We start from the raw sequence: 16,060 nt of genomic DNA, 5'->3' as shown, positions 1-16,060 counted from the left end.
TTTACCCCTCTACAATTCTTCTTATTTGATCCTTTATCTGATCAATATTATGTTTAACATAAAATTTATTATAAAAAATCGCTAAATAATATTCACCAATTTTTGAAAAAATCAAATTCATACATTCAAACTCAAAAATACCATTTTCAAACATTTCGATATTTTTAACAGCATTATACATGTGATTTGCAATCATTAACAAATCATATCTTTCATCACTGTTTATATTTTTATCAAAAACCATTTCACCAATATTATCTATCAATAATAACTTATAATCTGACTCAACATTGCTAAACATTTTCCAGCTTAACCGATAATACTTTTGATATACCAGGTTCCTGCATAGTGATACCATAAAGTGAATCAGCACCTGTCATAGTCTTTTGATTATGGGTAATAATTACAAACTGGGTATCTTTTGATAATTTTTTTACTATTGTTAAAAACCTATCTATATTAGCATCATCTAAAGGGGCATCTACTTCATCAAGAAAACAAAATGGTGTCGGTTTATATAAAAACATTGCAAAAATTAATGTGCAAGCTGTCATAGCCTTTTCACCACCTGAAAGTAAATTCATATTTGTCAATTTTTTCCCAATTGGTTGAACAAATATTTCAACACCTGTCTCAAGAATATTATCTGGTTGTGTTAATCTCAATTCTGATTTTCCGTTTCCAAAAAGTAGCTTAAAAACATCATTAAAATTTCTTGAAACAATTTCAAAAGTTGCTTTAAATCTATTGACAGTATCTTCATCAATTTCATTTATTAGCTTTTGAATACTTTCGATAGATTTTTCGAGATCAGCTCTTTGATCTGTTAAGAATTTATATCTTTCATTAAGTGAATTATACTCTTCCTCTGCAGCCATATTTAATGGCCCTAAATCTTCAATCTCAGCTAACAATTTATTATATATCTCTCTATTTTTCTTCTGAGAAAAATCTTCATTTAAATATTCATTATAAAATTCATCAATATTTCTATGAAAGGTTTCAAAACACTTTTCCCTAATATTATCTAATTTTGCTTTTAATCCTGCAAGTTTGACTTCTATGTTATAAATTTCTTTTTCACACTCTTCAAATTCAGCCCTAATTTTTTTTATAGAATGCTCATGAGTACTGATTTGGTCTTCTAAATCTGATATTTCACTTTCTTTTCTCTCTTTCTGAGTTATAAGATTCATTTTTTCCTTTGTTAATTTATCTAATAAAGAATTTTTCTCTTTTAAAGATTCTTTCCAGTTTGTAATATCAACTGTAAGAAGTTTTGTAAGTCGATCCTGTTTATTTTTTAATTGATTAATCAAAGAGTTTAAATCCTTTTCGATATAAATCTGCTCTCTTTTTTTGGCATTTATTGACTCCTCAATTCTTTTATTCTCAATGAGATATTCAGTTAGCTCTTCTTTTTCACTGTCATATCTTTCTTCATAAAATGATAACTCTTCTTCCAAATCATTTTTTTTCTCGTCAATATCTTTCAATCTTTCAGCAAAAGATTCAATCTCATTTTTAAGCTCATGTATACTTTTCTCTTTCGTTTTTATAGTCTCTTTCAAAAATTCTTTTTCTTTTTCAATCAAGTCAATATTCTTTTCTATCTTTTCAACTAATTTTCTTTCAGTCTCCAGTTCATTATTCTTTTTTTCATATAAAATTTTTAGTTCGTTATAATGATTGAATAGTTTATTTTTATTAGTTTCATATTCCGTTAAATCACTTTTTAGTTGTTTGTTAGTTTCTTCTAAGCTTCTAATTTCATCAGATACCTTATTTATTTCTTTTTCTAAATATTCTAATTTACTTCTTAGTTCTTTTAAAATTATTCTATGATCTTTATCAGAATATTTTCTATATATCTTATTGATACTTAGTAATTTATCAGATATTTTCTCATATTGAGATGATATCAACCATTTTTCAATATCTTCTATATCTGACAAAAAAGTAAATTTTAAACTTACATCTGTATCGGAAATTATTTGAAACACCTTTTCTTTGTCTTTGTCATCAAAAACAATCACATCGGAAAACTCTGTTAATAACTCCTCATCTATCCCCTTAATAAAATCTATGAGAAAACCTTTTTGAAGATCTTTTAAAGATTTAGTGGTAGTTCCATTTCCAAAAGTGTAGTTATCTATCTGTTTTAAAATAAGACCGATCTCTTTTTCATAGCTATTTTTAAGTATATTCTTATCACTTAAAAGCTTTTCATTTTCCTTTATCTTATTAACTAAATTTTCGATAGTATTATTTAAGCTATCATACTCATTTTTTATAATCGCAATATCATCATTTATTTTCTCTATCTCTTTAATTAATCTGGTTACTAACTGTTTTTTCTCTTCCATCTCAATTTCAAAACTACTTCTCTCATTTTCTTTTGACTTAATGGACTTTTCATAATTTTCAATTTCTGTTTCATATTTAATTAATTGATTTCTTTTATTTGATAATATTTCAGCATTATTAATATACTCTTCATCCAAAATAGATATTTCATCCTTCAGATTATCAATCTTAATTTCAAAATCTTTTAAAAGCTCTTCCTTTTCACTAATATGAAATTCAACTTCTTTTTTACTTTTCTCAATCTCTTTAATGTCTGCAATTAAAGTGTCTCTTCTATTATTCAAATCCTTAATTCTATCTTCAAGTTCAGATATTTCTGACTTTAATGAACCTTTCCTCTTATCTGCAGAATCAATGTTATTTTGCAATAGTTTTATTTCATTTTCTAACCTAAAAATATTATTACTACATTCAATGAATTGTTCAGATAAGTCTCTAAGCTCACTCCGTTTTTCAGAAACTTCACTCTTAAGTTTTGCGTAATCTTTCTCCATCAAACTTATTTTATTTTGCAATGTACTATGTTGAATTTTTAACTTGTTCAATTTATCTACTAAATCATTCTGTTCAATTTTTAATTTATAATAGCTATTTGCATAATATTCTTTATCCAATAACTCAATTTTGGCTCTTAACTCTTTATATTTATTAAGCTTATTAACTTGACTTTCTAAAATATTACGGTTTTTTTCAACTTCACTAATTATATCAGCTAATCTCTGCAAATTATCTTTTGTTGAAGAAAGCTTACTTAAAGCTTCTTTTTTCCTCTCTTTAAATTTTGTAATACCAGCTACTTCATCAAAAAATAACCTCATCTCTTCAGGTGTTGCCTGAATAATTTTTTCCACTTTCCCCTGCTCTATGATTGAAATACTTCTTGCACCAATACCCGTATCATAAAAAAGTTCTTTTATATCCTTTAACCTGCATTTTTTTCCGTTTATTAAATATTCTCTCTCACCAGTCCTGTAATATTTTCTAGTAATAGCAATTTCCGAAAGTGTACCCCATTTTTCAGCTATATGCTCTGGCACATCTGAGACAACAAGAGTCACTTCGCAATATCCTGATGGTTTTCTACTTTCACTACCAGCAAAAATTACATCATCCATACTATCGCCACGAAGCTCTTTAGGGCTCTGCTCACCAAAAACCCATCTGATAGCATCAAGGATATTACTTTTTCCACTGCCGTTTGGCCCAACTATACAGGTAATACCATCAGGAAACTCAACAACAGTTTTATCTACAAACGATTTAAAACCTTGCAATATAAGCTTTCTAAATTTCACCTTTCCCTCTTACATGAAAATAACATAGACTTATACATGAAAAGTTAAAAATTTTCCATAACTTAATTACAGAAACAGTAAAATCAAAATTTACAAATAAATTTCATGTTTTGTTTTACATTTTGTGCATTCTACCGTCAATTTTCTTCTATCAGTACCCTTTTCATATTCACAAAAAAGTTCTTTATGATAAGTATTCCCCTCACACTTCACACAGTAAACTTTCCTAATACCTATATTACAACCATTAATGAAACAAAAGAGTAAAAAACAGGCAACAAATATAATAAACATCGCTATATAAATCATAAACTACTCCACCTAACGGGCGGTGGGAGACTCGAACTCCCACACCAGGTTCCGGAGACCTGCGCTCTATCCTGTTGAGCTAACCGCCCTAAATTGTGTATATCTTTTATAAATCACTTTTTTGGTTATATATAATTATTATCGAGAGTGTTGCACAATAATAATTGATCAAACACCTTAGATTGCTTCGCTAACGCTCGCAATGACAGTGCTTTTGGGTCATTGCGAGGCAACAAAAGTTGCCGAAGCAATCTCAAACCTAAAGTGATATAAAAAAATGTTCCATTGCGCAACGGCATCATCATCATTTAAAGATACATATTTACTACATTTCTTCAACAATATAAGTGCCGTTTATAATTACAGATTTTCCATCATCATCAATAAAATACAAACTGCTACCCTTTCTCTCTATATTAAATCTACCTTCCCATCTTTTAATAATCTGTCCATTATCTGCATACAATGTTATCACCCTTTTGATACCAATAGTTTCAGCTTGAAAATCTTTAATCTTCTTTTTTTGATTTTGTGTGCAACCAAAGAAAATTACAACAAATAAAACAGTAAAAACATATTTTTTTAACATTTAAACACTCCAAATGCTTATCTTTTATAAATATAATCAATAAAACTGTTAAATACTTTACTCAAAAATAGATAGAAAACAATAACTAATCTTACCAATCTTGGGATAGGAAAAATAAAAGCCAAAACCAAAATGAGATATTTTATAGATTTTTTTAAAAATTCAATAAAACTCATTCTATTTTAATATCCTCATAAACTATAGCTTTTAAAGAATCCATAACATAATTCATATGATTAAGCATAGCATTATATGCCTCTAATGGGTCTCTATTTTTTATTGCAGTAAAAATAGCTTTGTGCTGTTTGTATAACAGATCGTGTTTATAATAATCGTTATATAACCTTTTTCTCACCTCATAAGAAATCTTTTCTATCCATTGATATATTGTGTTCATTATATGGATTAAAAAGATGTTTTTTGTTGCATAACTAATTGTAGAATGAAAATCAGCATCTGAATCATAACCTATCTGCCCACCTTTCAATGCATCTTCCATCTCAGCTAAATACTGCTCAAGCTGATTAATCTCTTTTTCTGTAATTCGTTCTGCAGCAGTATAGGCTGCCCATGTTTCCAAAATTTTTCTCACTTCCATTATATCTAAAATAGCATCCTTTTTATTTGCAGCGTATTCTTCAAAAGCATTATCAACAATATCATCACCCAACGATTTAACAAATGTACCACCACCTTGCCTTTGCTCAAGCAACCCTTTTGCTTCTAATTTATTTATCGCCTCTCTCAATGTAGGCCTACTCACCCCCATCTGAGTAGCAAGCTCTCTTTCTGGAGGCAATTTATCCCCAGGCTTTAATTTACCCTGTATTATTAACTCCCTAATTTGCTCAAAAACCTCATCACTAATTCGTTTTGGTTTTATCTTACGAAACATACTTTTCTATAACCTCATATACCTTTTCTATTGGGTGCATCACAGAGCATTCAGCACCCACATGCATCACACCATCAGTCAAATTCATAGCACAACCTGGGCAAGGTGTAAACATTATCTTGATATCTTTCTTTTTTACCTCTTCCCCTTTATCTTTTGAAAATACCATTGATTTATCATAATGCTTCAAATTAAATGTTCCACCAAAACCACAGCAATTCTGATTTTCAAGAGGGGTAAAATTTGAAGATAGTTTTGATGTAAAAGATAACATATCATTTACATGCTCTTTTTTATAATGACAAGGGATATGAATAGTAACTTTATCGCTAATTATATTTTCAACCTTTACTTTTAATACTTTTGACAAAAATATTAAAATATCAACAAGTTCAACATTTGGTAAGTTTAATCCTAAGTTTATCCCCATATCAGCTAAAGAGTGATTGCAGGTAGGACAAGCCGTTATTACATAGTTCACATCATCTATACTTTTAAAATAATCATAATTTTTAATTAATAACTCCTTCATCATATCCTGCTTACCCATTGTGGCAGCAGGTATTCCACAACAGTAATTAGTTTCAGGAACAATCACAGTTACACCAAGCTTATTTAAAACTTTGACAATTTTTTCCCCCCAATCAAAATAAATCATGTTTATAGCACAACCAGGATAAAAAATGACTTTCATCTTTTCATTATTTGCTTTATTTACCCCTCCATACTCTTTTGTAAAAAATATCTTTTTTATCCCTTTCACATATCTATTTCCAAACCCTTCTAAAATAGGTTTATATATATCATCTTTTACTTTTTTAGTTCCTAGTTTAAAACCAACATGAAAAAGTGGTGCTAAGCTACTCATTAGTTCTGGCTTGCCAAGTAAAACTTTTAGTAGAAGTTTTTGATAAACAGGTAAGTCTGAAACTTTTCTTAGTGTTGATTTCCCTTTCAAAAAAATCTCAGTTGTTTTAACACCACTTGGACAATTAGTTTCACACCTACCACATAAAATACAGTAATCAAGATATTTCAAAATATTATCCACATCCTCAATTTTCCCTTCATAAATTGATTCAAGCAGTGTTATTTTCCCTCTTGCTACAGATCCTTCAAAAAAATCTTTCTGATAAAGTGGACAATGTGCTTGGCATGTTCCACATTTCATACATTTAATAATTAAATATTCTATCTGTTTTAACTCATCAATTATCTTTTTCATCATAACCCCATTTTATGTGGATTAAGCATATTATTTGGATCTACACCATTTTTTAGTTTTTGCATAAAATTTAAAGTCCCCTTCCCTACTTCCATCTCCATGTATTTAGCTTTTAATAAACCAACTCCATGCTCACCACTCAAAGTCCCCTCAAGCAAAATCGCTTTTTCAAAAATTTCATCAATTGCTTTTTCAACCCTTTGAAACTCTTCTTTATCCCTTTTATCTGTTAAAATTGTTGGGTGTAAATTTCCATCACCCGCATGACCAAAAGTACCAATAGTTATATCATATTTCTTTGAAATATCCTGTATAGTCTTCATCATTTCTGGTATTTTGCTTCTTGGAACAGTTGCATCTTCTAAAATCAAAGTGGGTTTCAGCCTTGCAAGGCAGCTTAATGCCTTTCTTCTTGCAGTCCATAATTTGTCCCTTTCTACACTATTAGCAGCAACCTTAACTTTACCATTATTTTTTTCACAGATTTTTTTAACTAACAGATAGTCATCTTCAACAACAGCTGGATGCCCATCTACTTCTATTAGCAATAAAGCATCAGCATTTATTGGTAAACCAATCTTTTCAGAATCTTCGACAGCTCTAATAGTAAAATTATCGAGCAGTTCAAGAGTAGAAGGGAGTATTTTAGAAGCAATAATTTCTGATACCGTATTACAAGCATCTAAAATCGAGTCATACTCTACAAGTAGTGATTTAGCAGCTTTAGGTTTTGGAACCAATTTTAAAACAGCTTCATAGATAATACCCAACAGCCCCTCTGAGCCAATCATTAATCCTGGGATATTAAAGCCAGTAACAAGTTTAACAGTTTTCCCTCCACCTTTAATATCATTTCCCTCTATATCAAACAGCCTTACCCCCATAACATAATCTTTTGTAACACCATATTTTAGCCCTCTCAATCCACCAGCATTTTCAGCTATATTTCCACCAATTGTAGAAATATTCATACTACCAGGATCTGGTGGATAAAAAAGTCCTCTCTTTTCCACTTCATTAGCAAGCTGCTTTGTAACAACTCCTGCTTCAACAACAGCATATAAATCGTTTTCATTTATCTCTAATATTTTATTCATTTTCGTCATAACAATTACACATCCACCTGCAACGGGAACAGTACCTCCACTAAGATTTGTCCCTGCTCCTCTTGTAACAACAGGAATACTATTTTCATTCATTAACCTTATAACATAGCCAAGCTCATCTTTTGCTTTTGGAAACACAACAACATCTGGCAAAACCTTCTCACCAAAGGCTGCATCGTAACTAAAAAGCGCCCTATCTGCTTCATTTATCAAAACATTTTCTTCCCCAAGTTTCCTTTTCAACTCTTTAATTAATATTTCTTTCATACTAACTCCCTACATTATTTAAACACAACAGATGGTAGCCATGTTATTATTTCTGGAAAAGTAATACATAAAATCAAGCCTATCAACTGTAAAATTACAAAAGGTGTAATTCCTTTATAAATATGACCCATTGTCATACCCTCTGGTGCTACACCCTTAAGATAAAACAGTGCATAACCAAAAGGAGGGGTTAAAAATGACATTTGCAAATTTATAGATACCAACATTGCAAACCATAAAGGATCAAATTTCAATTGTTCAACTGCTATTGGAGTAAAAATTGGCACACATAAAAGTAAAATACCTAACCAATCAACAAACATCCCTAAGATAAATATTATAAACATCATAATACTCAATATTATCCATTTATTTGAACTTATAGAAAAAAGTATACTTGTAAACACATCACCGCCACCAAGCCCCATAAAAATCGAAGTATAAAAATTTGCACCAACAAAAATCAACATAACCATGCAAGTAATTTTTAAAGTTGCATAACCAGCTTCTTTGAGCATTTTAAAATCTAATCTTTTGTTTAAAGCTGCTAAGACAAGTGCTCCAACACATCCCAATCCAGCTGCTTCTGTTGTAGTTGCTATACCTCCAGCGATGCTACCAAGAACTGCAAATATTAAAAACAGTGGCGGCAACATAGATTTAAAAGTCATTTTTATTTTTTGAACTGTTGTATGAGTTCTCTCATTTTTAGGAATAGGTGGGCCAGCTTGCGGATTTATAAAAGTACAATATATCCATGTGTATAATAAATATAAAGTAGACAATAATAAACCAGGCAAAAAAGCTGCCATAAATAATTTACCTACTGACATCCCTATTAAACCACCATAGACAACTAACATGATTGATGGAGGGATTAAAATACCAAGCGTTCCTCCTGCAGTTATGACGCCAGCTGTTAATTCCTTAGAATAACCTTTTTTCAACATAGATGGTGCAGCTAATAGTCCCATAGCTACCACAGATGCACCAATTATCCCTGTAGTGGCAGCAAAAACTGTACATACAACAATAGTAGCTAATGCTAGTCCACCTTTAATAGGACCTAAAACGATATACATAGTTTCATATAATTCCTCAGCAACACCAGATTTATCTAAAAATTGTGCCATTAATATAAAAAGAGGGATAGCAACTAAAACATAATTAGTCATTAAACCATAAGTTTTATTAGCTAAGATAAAAAAAGCACCAGGACCATATCCTAAAATTCCAAAAATTACTCCAAGACCTCCAAGAGTAATCCCTAATGGATGTCCTAAGAAAACAGCAATTAATAATACAATAAACATTGCAACAGATAAAAACTCTGGACTCATCATAACTCCTCCCCTTTTATTTTATAATAAGATTTTATAGCTTCAGAAATACCTTGTAATAATAATAAGATAAAAGCTATTGGCATAAATGTCTTAAAAGGATAAATTGGTGGAGCCCAGGGTGATTGACTATGTTCCAACCCCTGCCAAGATTGTAACATAAATATCCATGATGACTTTATAGCAACCAATGTAAATGGAATAAAAAATATAAAAAATGTTATTAAATCTAAAATACCCTGTATTTTTTTACTTAACCTAGAATATAATACGTCAATTCCTATATGCATTTTATGCTTTAAAGTATAACCAAATCCCATCAAAAACATTACAGCATAAAGCATATAACTAAGCTCAAATGCCCACATTGTTGGATTATTAAAAACTTTTCTCCTTATAACCTCAAAAACCACTACAAAAAGTAAAATATATGCCAAAATACTAGTAATTTTACCTATTAACTCATTTAAGTTATCTATAAATTTAACTATTTTTCTCACGCATACCTCCCATATAAAAAAAGGGGGATCACCCCCCTTTTTTTTTAGTCTATTTATTCATAATGTTTACCTTTTATATAATCCTCGTAAGGATAAGCAGAAACACCACTACGCAACTCTTTCCATTTAGCATACTCAGCAATAAAATCTTCTTGAGATTTAAGAACTTTATCTAAAAATGGACTATTTTTCCTTAAATTATCAAGATAAGCTTTTGTTGTTTTTCTAAGCTTATTCAATGATTCATCAGAAAGTTTATTAAATTTTACTCCATCTTTTTCATATTTTTCAATAGCTTTTGCATTATTGTACTCACTTCTAGCTAAATCCCACAATTGAGTTTCTCTAGAAGCTATTTCAAGTACTTTCTTAAGATGTGCAGGTAGTTTATCGTATGCTTTTTTGTTAACTTCAAACATTAATTGAACAGCAGTTTGATGCCATCCTGGAACCATAACATTTTTAGCAATATCTTGAAACCCCATTGGATAAGTAATAAATGGTGTAGAGAATTCTGCAGCATCTAAAACTCCTCTTTCAAATGCAAGATATATTTCACCACCTGGTAATGGTGTAACAGATACTCCCATATCTTTTAAAATATCAGCAGCCCAACCCACAGTTCTTACTTTCATACCTTTTAATTGGGATACTTCAGTAATAGGCTTTTTAGTAAAAAAACCCATTTCTTGACCAGAATTTCCACCTAAAAGAGGAACCAATCCATATTTACCGTAAAGTTCATTTGCGAGCTTCATCCCTTCTCCAGACATAAGCCAAATAGTATATTCCACATTATTCATTCCAAAAGGAACTGAAGCAAAAGCTACAAAAGCTTGATCTTTACCTTTCCAATAACCAGGCCAGTCATGCCCCATCTCAGCAACACCATTTCTAACGGCATCAAAAACCTGGAATGCTGGAACTATGGAACCAGCAGGGAATACTTTAATTTTTAATTGACCGTTTGATAACTCATCAACAGTTTTAGCAAAATGCAAAACTGTTTCATGCCAAGGAATACCCGTTGGCCAAGTAGTAACAAGCTTCCAGTGATAAGTTTTGGCATAAGCTTGACTAAAAACAACTACAGCAAATACACAAACAAAAAATAACCTCAAAAAACGTTTCATAAACGACCTCCCTTTTTAAATTCACCAAATATTGGTATTACCATTTAATAATTTTACCTATAAATTGTCAAGTCTTTTTTTATCTTCATAAACAAAACACAATTATAATATTGACAAACAAATTCTATAGATTATAATGGTCTTACCATTTTGGAGGTCATTATGCTAAATGAATTTATCAAGAAGTCTGAACTGGTTGGTAGTAAAAATGAAGTTTTAGATTTTGATAGTATGAAAAAATATTTGGAAAATAACAACTACGAATTTATTTTTCTGCCTTCCTTTAAATTAGAAAAGGTTATTGATATAGACAAAGAAGGGATTAGCTCTGCAATAGTGGAAGCTGATTATGGAATAGCTGAAACAGGAACAGTGGTTATAGATTCTAAAGATATTTTACTTAGAAAAGCTACATGTTTGGCTGAAAGATTGGATATTATTCTTTTTAAATCAAAAATTCTAAAAAAATTGGAAGACATCTCATCATTTATAAAAGAGAAAACGGAAAATGATGGATACATAGCATTTATCACTGGAGCAAGTAGAACAGCTGATATAGAAAGAGTGCTCACAATTGGTGTTCATGGTCCTTGCGAAACAAATATATTTATTATTGAAGACAAATAGGAGCTAGCTATGCTAAAACAATTAATAAAAGAAAAAATAAACGATAAAGTATTATCAGAAAATCTTAAGATTTTTGCTGAAAACTACAAAATTTCAAAAGAAAAAGCATTTACTGGGCTAAATTTTGAAAAAATAAGAGCAAAAATTAATGAGTTAAAAAGCTTTGAATATGATGAGATTATCAAACTTTATCATAAATTTAAAGAAACTGCCATAAATAAAGGCTGTCATGTTTTTGAAGCTTCAAATGCTAATGAAGCTAACAAATACATTTTAGATATTTGTAAAAAACACAACTCCCAATATGTTGTAAAATCTAAAAGCATGACTTCTGAAGAGATAAAATTAAATGAATTTTTAGAAAAAAATGGAATCACCCCAATAGAAACAGATCTTGGAGAATGGATTTTACAGCTTGCTCATGAAACACCAAGCCACATGGTCATGCCAGCAATACATAAAAGCAGAAAACAGGTGGCAAAGCTTTTTGAAAAGGTTACAGGGAGTAAAATTGATCCAGATAACATAGAAGATATGGTTAAAATAGCAAGAAAAGAGCTTAGAGATTATTACTTTAAAGCAAAAGTGGGTATAACTGGTGCAAATGTAGCTGTTGCTGAAACTGCTACAATAGGCATTGTTACCAACGAAGGTAATGCAAGGCTTACAACTACAATTCCTGATGTACATATTGTCGTTCTTGGTTATGAAAAGCTTGTTAAGACTTTTAAAGATGCACTTCAAATTATTAGAGCGTTACCAAAAAGTGCTACAGGGCAAATTATCAGCACTTATGTAACCTGGATTTCTGGTAGCTATCCAAGTGATGGTAATAAAAACAAAGAAGTACACTTTGTATTTCTAGACAACGATAGACTCTCTGTTTTTAGAAATGAAAATTTAAAAGAAGCATTAAAATGTATCAGATGTGGAAGCTGTGCAAATGTATGCCCCGTTTATGAAAAAGTGGGGGGGCATGTCTTTGGTGATACTTATGTAGGTGCAATAGGGCTTATTTTGACATCCTTTTATGGAGATGAAAAGAAAGCAAATGAAATTTTAAAGTTGTGTATAGGGTGTAGGACTTGCTCCGAAAACTGCCCTGCTGGTATTGATCTGCAAAGTTTAATCTCTGATATAAATGCTACTATTTCACCTAAATATAGAATCGGTTTTCCTAAAAATCTTGTTTACTCAAAAATAATGCCAAATCCAGAAATTTTTAAAACCGTAACTTTTATGGGGAAATATCTTCAAAAACCTATTGTCAAAAATAACAAAATCGAAAAAATACCATTCACATCTAAAGAAAAAAATTTTAGAGTGTTACCTTCCATAGCAAAGAAAAGTTTTTCACAGCTTTATAATGAGTATTTTAAAAAGGGATCGAATAAAAAATATAAAAAATCTGCAATATTTTATTCTGGATGTGCTATCGAATATTTTTATCCTGAAATAGGTTTATCTCTAATTAAACTTCTGGATAGAGCTGGTATTAAAATAAAAGTTCCAGAAAAGATGGTATGTTGCGGTCTTCCTGCAATACATGCTGGCGATGGTATAAACGGGCAAAAAACAATAATTAAAAATCTTGCCTATTTTGATGATAATATTCACGAAGATATTATTACACTGTGCCCAAGCTGTGGTATGGCCATTAAGGAAGAATTTCCAAAATATACCAAAACATCACCTAAAGATTTTGAAAAAAGTATAAAAATAGGTGAAAAAGTAAAATCACTTTCACAGTTTTTGCACGAAAACAATTTAAAACTCGTTTATGCTGCAAAATATAAGGTTACTTATCATACTCCTTGTCATCAAAAGAGGGGGTTATGTTTTTCTACTGAGCAATTTTTAAAAGATATCCTAACAGATCATTTTATCCCATTAAAAGATTCTGATAAATGCTGCGGTTTTGGAGGTTCATTCTCCTTTGATTATCCAGAAATTTCAAGCAAGATTTTACAAGATAAAATAGATAATATCAAAGATACAAAAGCAGAAATAGTGGTAACTGATTGCCCAGGATGTATTATGCAAATTGAAGGTGGTATCAAAAAACAAAATTTAAATATAAGAGTTTTACACCTTAGCGAATTTATACAGCAATATGTAAAAATAGCAGAAAGCTAAAGAGAAGGTATATAACCTTCTCTCTTTTTTATAAATTATCTAAAAAAGCAAAAAGCTTATCATAATCTGGATGATCAGTTACTTCTTTTACCAGTTCATAATAGATTATATTGTCATCCTTATCAATTACAAGAACTGCCCTAGCAAGCAACCTAAGCTCTTTAATAAGTAGACCGTATTTTTGACCAAAATCAGCATCTTTGTAATCTGATAACCCTTCCACATTTTCTATTCCAGCTGTTGTACAAAACCTTTTTATAGCAAAAGGTAAATCCATGCTAATATTCAATACAACAGCATCTTTGTATTTTGAAGCCTTTTCATTAAAAGTGCGCATTTGCATATCACAAACAGGGGTGTCCAGAGAAGGGGTAACACTTATAATTTTTAGCTTACCTTTATAATCTGACAAACTTTTAGGGGAAAGTGCCATATCCAACACTGTAAAATCTGGAGCTTTATCCCCTACTTTCACTTCATTACCAACCAATGTGATTGGATTACCTTTCATAGTTATTAAGCCAGTTCTTTCCATCTTAAAACCTCCAAACAGTTTTATAATAATTTTAGCATAATAAAAAAGGAAAACAATCAAATATAAAAAAATAGTTATTTAAGTTTATCATAATCTATTTCAAGCTTTAATTCACCAGTAATTGTTTTTAACAATATTAAAACCCTATCCCTTGGTTTTATCTCTTTTAAGAATACAGCTTCAAACCCTTTGAAAGGACCATCCTTTATTAAAACCTTCTCCCCTTTTTTGAACCCTTTTTCTTCTAAAACTACAAATCCATCCTGCATCCTACCTTTTATAGCTTCAATAATCTCATCATCAACAACGGCAGGTTCACCGTTATCACCTAAAACAACTCTTGATACCCCTTTTGTGTATTTTACTGTACGATAATCTTCTATAGAAAACCGCACAAACAGATAATTTGGAAACAACTCTTTATGAACTTCCTTTATCTTTCCAGCAACTTTTTTTTTCTCCTTAATTAAAGGGTAAAATATTTCAAACCCACCCTTTTCAAGATAAAACTTCGCAACCTTAGCCTCTCTCGGCTTGCAATATACACATCTCCAATTATGTTTCATTACAGCCCCTAACTAAAATACAAATATAACCCTAAAACAATAATGATAAAAAAGCACAACAGCGCCAAGCTATAATCATTTTTTCTTAATGAGTCAATTAAAATATAAAAAATAGCTATTAGGGGTGTAATGATAATTAGATATATTCCAATATAAATTAACACATAAAAATGTAAATTCTCTAAAGAATGAAAAATGTCAATTAAACTCATAAAATCATTATACATTTCAAAGTGGTTATGATTAAAAAAAAGAAAAATCATACCAATAACAATAAAAAACAGTGCAGATCTAACGCCATATCTGTAAATATTTGAAATAGCTTTATTCATTATTTTAAACCTCTTAAAAACATTTGAACTCCAACTAAAATCAAAAAAATTGTAAACATTAACTTAATCTTATCATCTTTTATCTTGGGGAAATATTTAACCCCTATGTTTGAACCCAGAAAAACCCCACTAACCACCAACCCAGCAATAACAGGATTTATCAAATTTGTTTTTAAATAAACAATTGAAGCTACAGCAGCAGTAAGAGACATCATAAAATTACTTGTAGTAGTAGCAACTTTTATTGGTATCTTAGATATCAAATTCATTGCAGGAACTTTAAACACCCCTCCACCTATACCCAACATACCTGACAAAAAACCTGCAATTGAAGAAACTAAAGTAGTTAGAAATAACCTATCAGGTGTATAAAAAACATGATTATTTAAGCTTTCATCATAATATGAACCGGAAAAATAACCTTTATTATTATTTTTGATACTATTTGTATTATTTTTACTTATTATATTTCTTACATAAAAATAAGCTGTAATAAAAAGAATAATACCAAAAGATATAAACAAATATTTTTCTTTTATACTCACAGATAAAAGACCGCCTAATATAGCAAAAATAACTGTAATTGTTTCAAGTAAAAGACCTATTTTTAAATTTGGTATCCCTTTTTTTATATATTCTGCAGAAGCATTGCTACTGGCAAAAACCACAGAAATAAGACTTGTAGCTATAGCTACATGTATAGGGATATGAAAAACTAAAGTTAAAACTGGAACTATTATAGAACCACCACCTATCCCTAAAAACGAACTCAAAAGCCCTACAAATAAGCCAGCAACAAGCAATGATACAAAAAACATAAGCTACTTATTATATTAAA

At 30.3% G+C, this 16,060-nt stretch carries 17 protein-coding genes and 1 tRNA gene; 2 read left to right on the top strand and 16 right to left on the bottom strand.

The genetic code is table 11. The features are described from left to right. Position 1: 1 nt before the first annotated feature. The 12 genes from OWM07_RS06860 to OWM07_RS06805 all read right to left on the bottom strand — a co-directional run bounded on the left by OWM07_RS06860 (position 2) and on the right by OWM07_RS06805 (position 11,026). Positions 2 to 301, bottom strand: a complete 300-nt coding sequence (locus OWM07_RS06860; protein WP_423302940.1) for a hypothetical protein — start codon at positions 299 to 301, stop codon at positions 2 to 4. After that, positions 294 to 3,662, bottom strand: coding sequence for an AAA family ATPase (locus OWM07_RS06855; protein ID WP_423302939.1), 3,369 nt, complete (start codon positions 3,660 to 3,662; stop codon positions 294 to 296). Before OWM07_RS06855 ends, OWM07_RS06860 begins: the two co-directional genes overlap by 8 nt. A gap of 90 nt (positions 3,663 to 3,752) precedes the next feature. After that, a complete protein-coding gene (locus tag OWM07_RS06850) occupies positions 3,753 to 3,971 on the bottom strand; it encodes a hypothetical protein (protein ID WP_423302938.1) in 219 nt (72 codons plus the stop codon). Positions 3,972 to 3,987: 16 nt separating this feature from the next. After that, positions 3,988 to 4,060 (bottom strand) — tRNA-Arg (locus OWM07_RS06845). Positions 4,061 to 4,296: 236 nt separating this feature from the next. Next, entirely contained in the window at positions 4,297 to 4,560 is a 264-nt protein-coding gene (locus OWM07_RS06840; RefSeq protein WP_423302937.1) for a hypothetical protein, read from the bottom strand. Between the two features lie 17 nt (positions 4,561 to 4,577). Then, positions 4,578 to 4,736 carry a hypothetical protein gene (locus OWM07_RS06835; RefSeq protein ID WP_423302936.1) on the bottom strand — a complete coding sequence of 53 codons (159 nt, stop codon included), beginning with the start codon at positions 4,734 to 4,736 and terminating at the stop codon, positions 4,578 to 4,580. Further along, positions 4,733 to 5,455, bottom strand: coding sequence for a FadR/GntR family transcriptional regulator (locus OWM07_RS06830; RefSeq protein ID WP_423302935.1), 723 nt, complete (start codon positions 5,453 to 5,455; stop codon positions 4,733 to 4,735). Before OWM07_RS06830 ends, OWM07_RS06835 begins: the two co-directional genes overlap by 4 nt. Beyond that, on the bottom strand, positions 5,445 to 6,680 hold the full coding sequence (locus OWM07_RS06825; protein WP_423302934.1) for a (Fe-S)-binding protein: 1,236 nt from the start codon (positions 6,678 to 6,680) through the stop codon (positions 5,445 to 5,447). Before OWM07_RS06825 ends, OWM07_RS06830 begins: the two co-directional genes overlap by 11 nt. After that, complete coding sequence (locus OWM07_RS06820) at positions 6,680 to 8,053, bottom strand: FAD-linked oxidase C-terminal domain-containing protein (RefSeq protein WP_423302933.1); 1,374 nt, start codon at positions 8,051 to 8,053, stop codon at positions 6,680 to 6,682. Before OWM07_RS06820 ends, OWM07_RS06825 begins: the two co-directional genes overlap by 1 nt. Before the next feature lie 14 nt (positions 8,054 to 8,067). Beyond that, complete coding sequence (locus tag OWM07_RS06815) at positions 8,068 to 9,393, bottom strand: TRAP transporter large permease (RefSeq protein WP_423303057.1); 1,326 nt, start codon at positions 9,391 to 9,393, stop codon at positions 8,068 to 8,070. Next, positions 9,393 to 9,893, bottom strand: coding sequence for a TRAP transporter small permease subunit (locus OWM07_RS06810; RefSeq protein ID WP_423302932.1), 501 nt, complete (start codon positions 9,891 to 9,893; stop codon positions 9,393 to 9,395). Before OWM07_RS06810 ends, OWM07_RS06815 begins: the two co-directional genes overlap by 1 nt. Before the next feature lie 53 nt (positions 9,894 to 9,946). After that, positions 9,947 to 11,026: a TRAP transporter substrate-binding protein gene (locus OWM07_RS06805; protein WP_423302931.1), complete on the bottom strand. Its 1,080-nt coding sequence runs from the start codon at positions 11,024 to 11,026 to the stop codon at positions 9,947 to 9,949. A gap of 162 nt (positions 11,027 to 11,188) precedes the next feature. Between OWM07_RS06805 and OWM07_RS06800 the strand changes: the two genes are divergently transcribed. Together OWM07_RS06800 and ldhH are read left to right on the top strand one after the other, a co-directional pair. Next, positions 11,189 to 11,653 (top strand): LUD domain-containing protein, encoded by a 465-nt coding sequence (locus tag OWM07_RS06800; RefSeq protein ID WP_423302930.1) that lies wholly within the window; start codon positions 11,189 to 11,191, stop codon positions 11,651 to 11,653. A 9-nt stretch (positions 11,654 to 11,662) separates the two neighbouring features. Next, on the top strand, positions 11,663 to 13,789 hold the full coding sequence (gene ldhH / locus OWM07_RS06795) for an L-lactate dehydrogenase (quinone) large subunit LdhH (RefSeq protein WP_423302929.1): 2,127 nt from the start codon (positions 11,663 to 11,665) through the stop codon (positions 13,787 to 13,789). A gap of 28 nt (positions 13,790 to 13,817) precedes the next feature. Here ldhH and tpx read toward each other — a convergent pair whose 3' ends face one another. The 4 genes from tpx to OWM07_RS06775 all read right to left on the bottom strand — a co-directional run bounded on the left by tpx (position 13,818) and on the right by OWM07_RS06775 (position 16,040). Continuing rightward, a complete protein-coding gene (tpx, locus tag OWM07_RS06790; protein WP_423302928.1) occupies positions 13,818 to 14,324 on the bottom strand; it encodes a thiol peroxidase in 507 nt (168 codons plus the stop codon). A gap of 74 nt (positions 14,325 to 14,398) precedes the next feature. Beyond that, positions 14,399 to 14,890, bottom strand: coding sequence for a transcription termination/antitermination protein NusG (gene nusG, locus OWM07_RS06785; RefSeq protein WP_423302927.1), 492 nt, complete (start codon positions 14,888 to 14,890; stop codon positions 14,399 to 14,401). A gap of 8 nt (positions 14,891 to 14,898) precedes the next feature. After that, positions 14,899 to 15,222 carry a DUF1634 domain-containing protein gene (locus tag OWM07_RS06780; protein WP_423302926.1) on the bottom strand — a complete coding sequence of 108 codons (324 nt, stop codon included), beginning with the start codon at positions 15,220 to 15,222 and terminating at the stop codon, positions 14,899 to 14,901. Further along, positions 15,222 to 16,040: a sulfite exporter TauE/SafE family protein gene (locus tag OWM07_RS06775; RefSeq protein ID WP_423302925.1), complete on the bottom strand. Its 819-nt coding sequence runs from the start codon at positions 16,038 to 16,040 to the stop codon at positions 15,222 to 15,224. The genes OWM07_RS06780 and OWM07_RS06775 overlap by 1 nt, the downstream gene beginning before the upstream one ends. Positions 16,041 to 16,060: the final 20 nt, after the last annotated feature.

Source organism: Deferribacter thermophilus (assembly GCF_049472675.1).
Lineage (GTDB): Bacteria > Chrysiogenota > Deferribacteres > Deferribacterales > Deferribacteraceae > Deferribacter > Deferribacter thermophilus.
The sequence above is the reverse complement of the archived record's forward strand: the minus strand, read 5'-3'. Positions and strand labels throughout refer to the sequence as shown.

Coding starts and splice junctions, on each gene's coding strand:
- OWM07_RS06860 (WP_423302940.1), bottom strand. CDS start 301: ATGTTTAGCAATGTTGAGTCAGATTATAAGTTATTATTGATAGATAAT.
- OWM07_RS06850 (WP_423302938.1), bottom strand. CDS start 3,971: ATGATTTATATAGCGATGTTTATTATATTTGTTGCCTGTTTTTTACTC.
- OWM07_RS06840 (WP_423302937.1), bottom strand. CDS start 4,560: ATGTTAAAAAAATATGTTTTTACTGTTTTATTTGTTGTAATTTTCTTT.
- OWM07_RS06835 (WP_423302936.1), bottom strand. CDS start 4,736: ATGAGTTTTATTGAATTTTTAAAAAAATCTATAAAATATCTCATTTTG.
- OWM07_RS06830 (WP_423302935.1), bottom strand. CDS start 5,455: ATGTTTCGTAAGATAAAACCAAAACGAATTAGTGATGAGGTTTTTGAG.
- OWM07_RS06825 (WP_423302934.1), bottom strand. CDS start 6,680: ATGAAAAAGATAATTGATGAGTTAAAACAGATAGAATATTTAATTATT.
- OWM07_RS06820 (WP_423302933.1), bottom strand. CDS start 8,053: ATGAAAGAAATATTAATTAAAGAGTTGAAAAGGAAACTTGGGGAAGAA.
- OWM07_RS06815 (WP_423303057.1), bottom strand. CDS start 9,393: ATGAGTCCAGAGTTTTTATCTGTTGCAATGTTTATTGTATTATTAATT.
- OWM07_RS06805 (WP_423302931.1), bottom strand. CDS start 11,026: ATGAAACGTTTTTTGAGGTTATTTTTTGTTTGTGTATTTGCTGTAGTT.
- OWM07_RS06800 (WP_423302930.1), top strand. CDS start 11,189: ATGCTAAATGAATTTATCAAGAAGTCTGAACTGGTTGGTAGTAAAAAT.
- ldhH (WP_423302929.1), top strand. CDS start 11,663: ATGCTAAAACAATTAATAAAAGAAAAAATAAACGATAAAGTATTATCA.
- tpx (WP_423302928.1), bottom strand. CDS start 14,324: ATGGAAAGAACTGGCTTAATAACTATGAAAGGTAATCCAATCACATTG.
- nusG (WP_423302927.1), bottom strand. CDS start 14,890: ATGAAACATAATTGGAGATGTGTATATTGCAAGCCGAGAGAGGCTAAG.
- OWM07_RS06780 (WP_423302926.1), bottom strand. CDS start 15,222: ATGAATAAAGCTATTTCAAATATTTACAGATATGGCGTTAGATCTGCA.
- OWM07_RS06775 (WP_423302925.1), bottom strand. CDS start 16,040: ATGTTTTTTGTATCATTGCTTGTTGCTGGCTTATTTGTAGGGCTTTTG.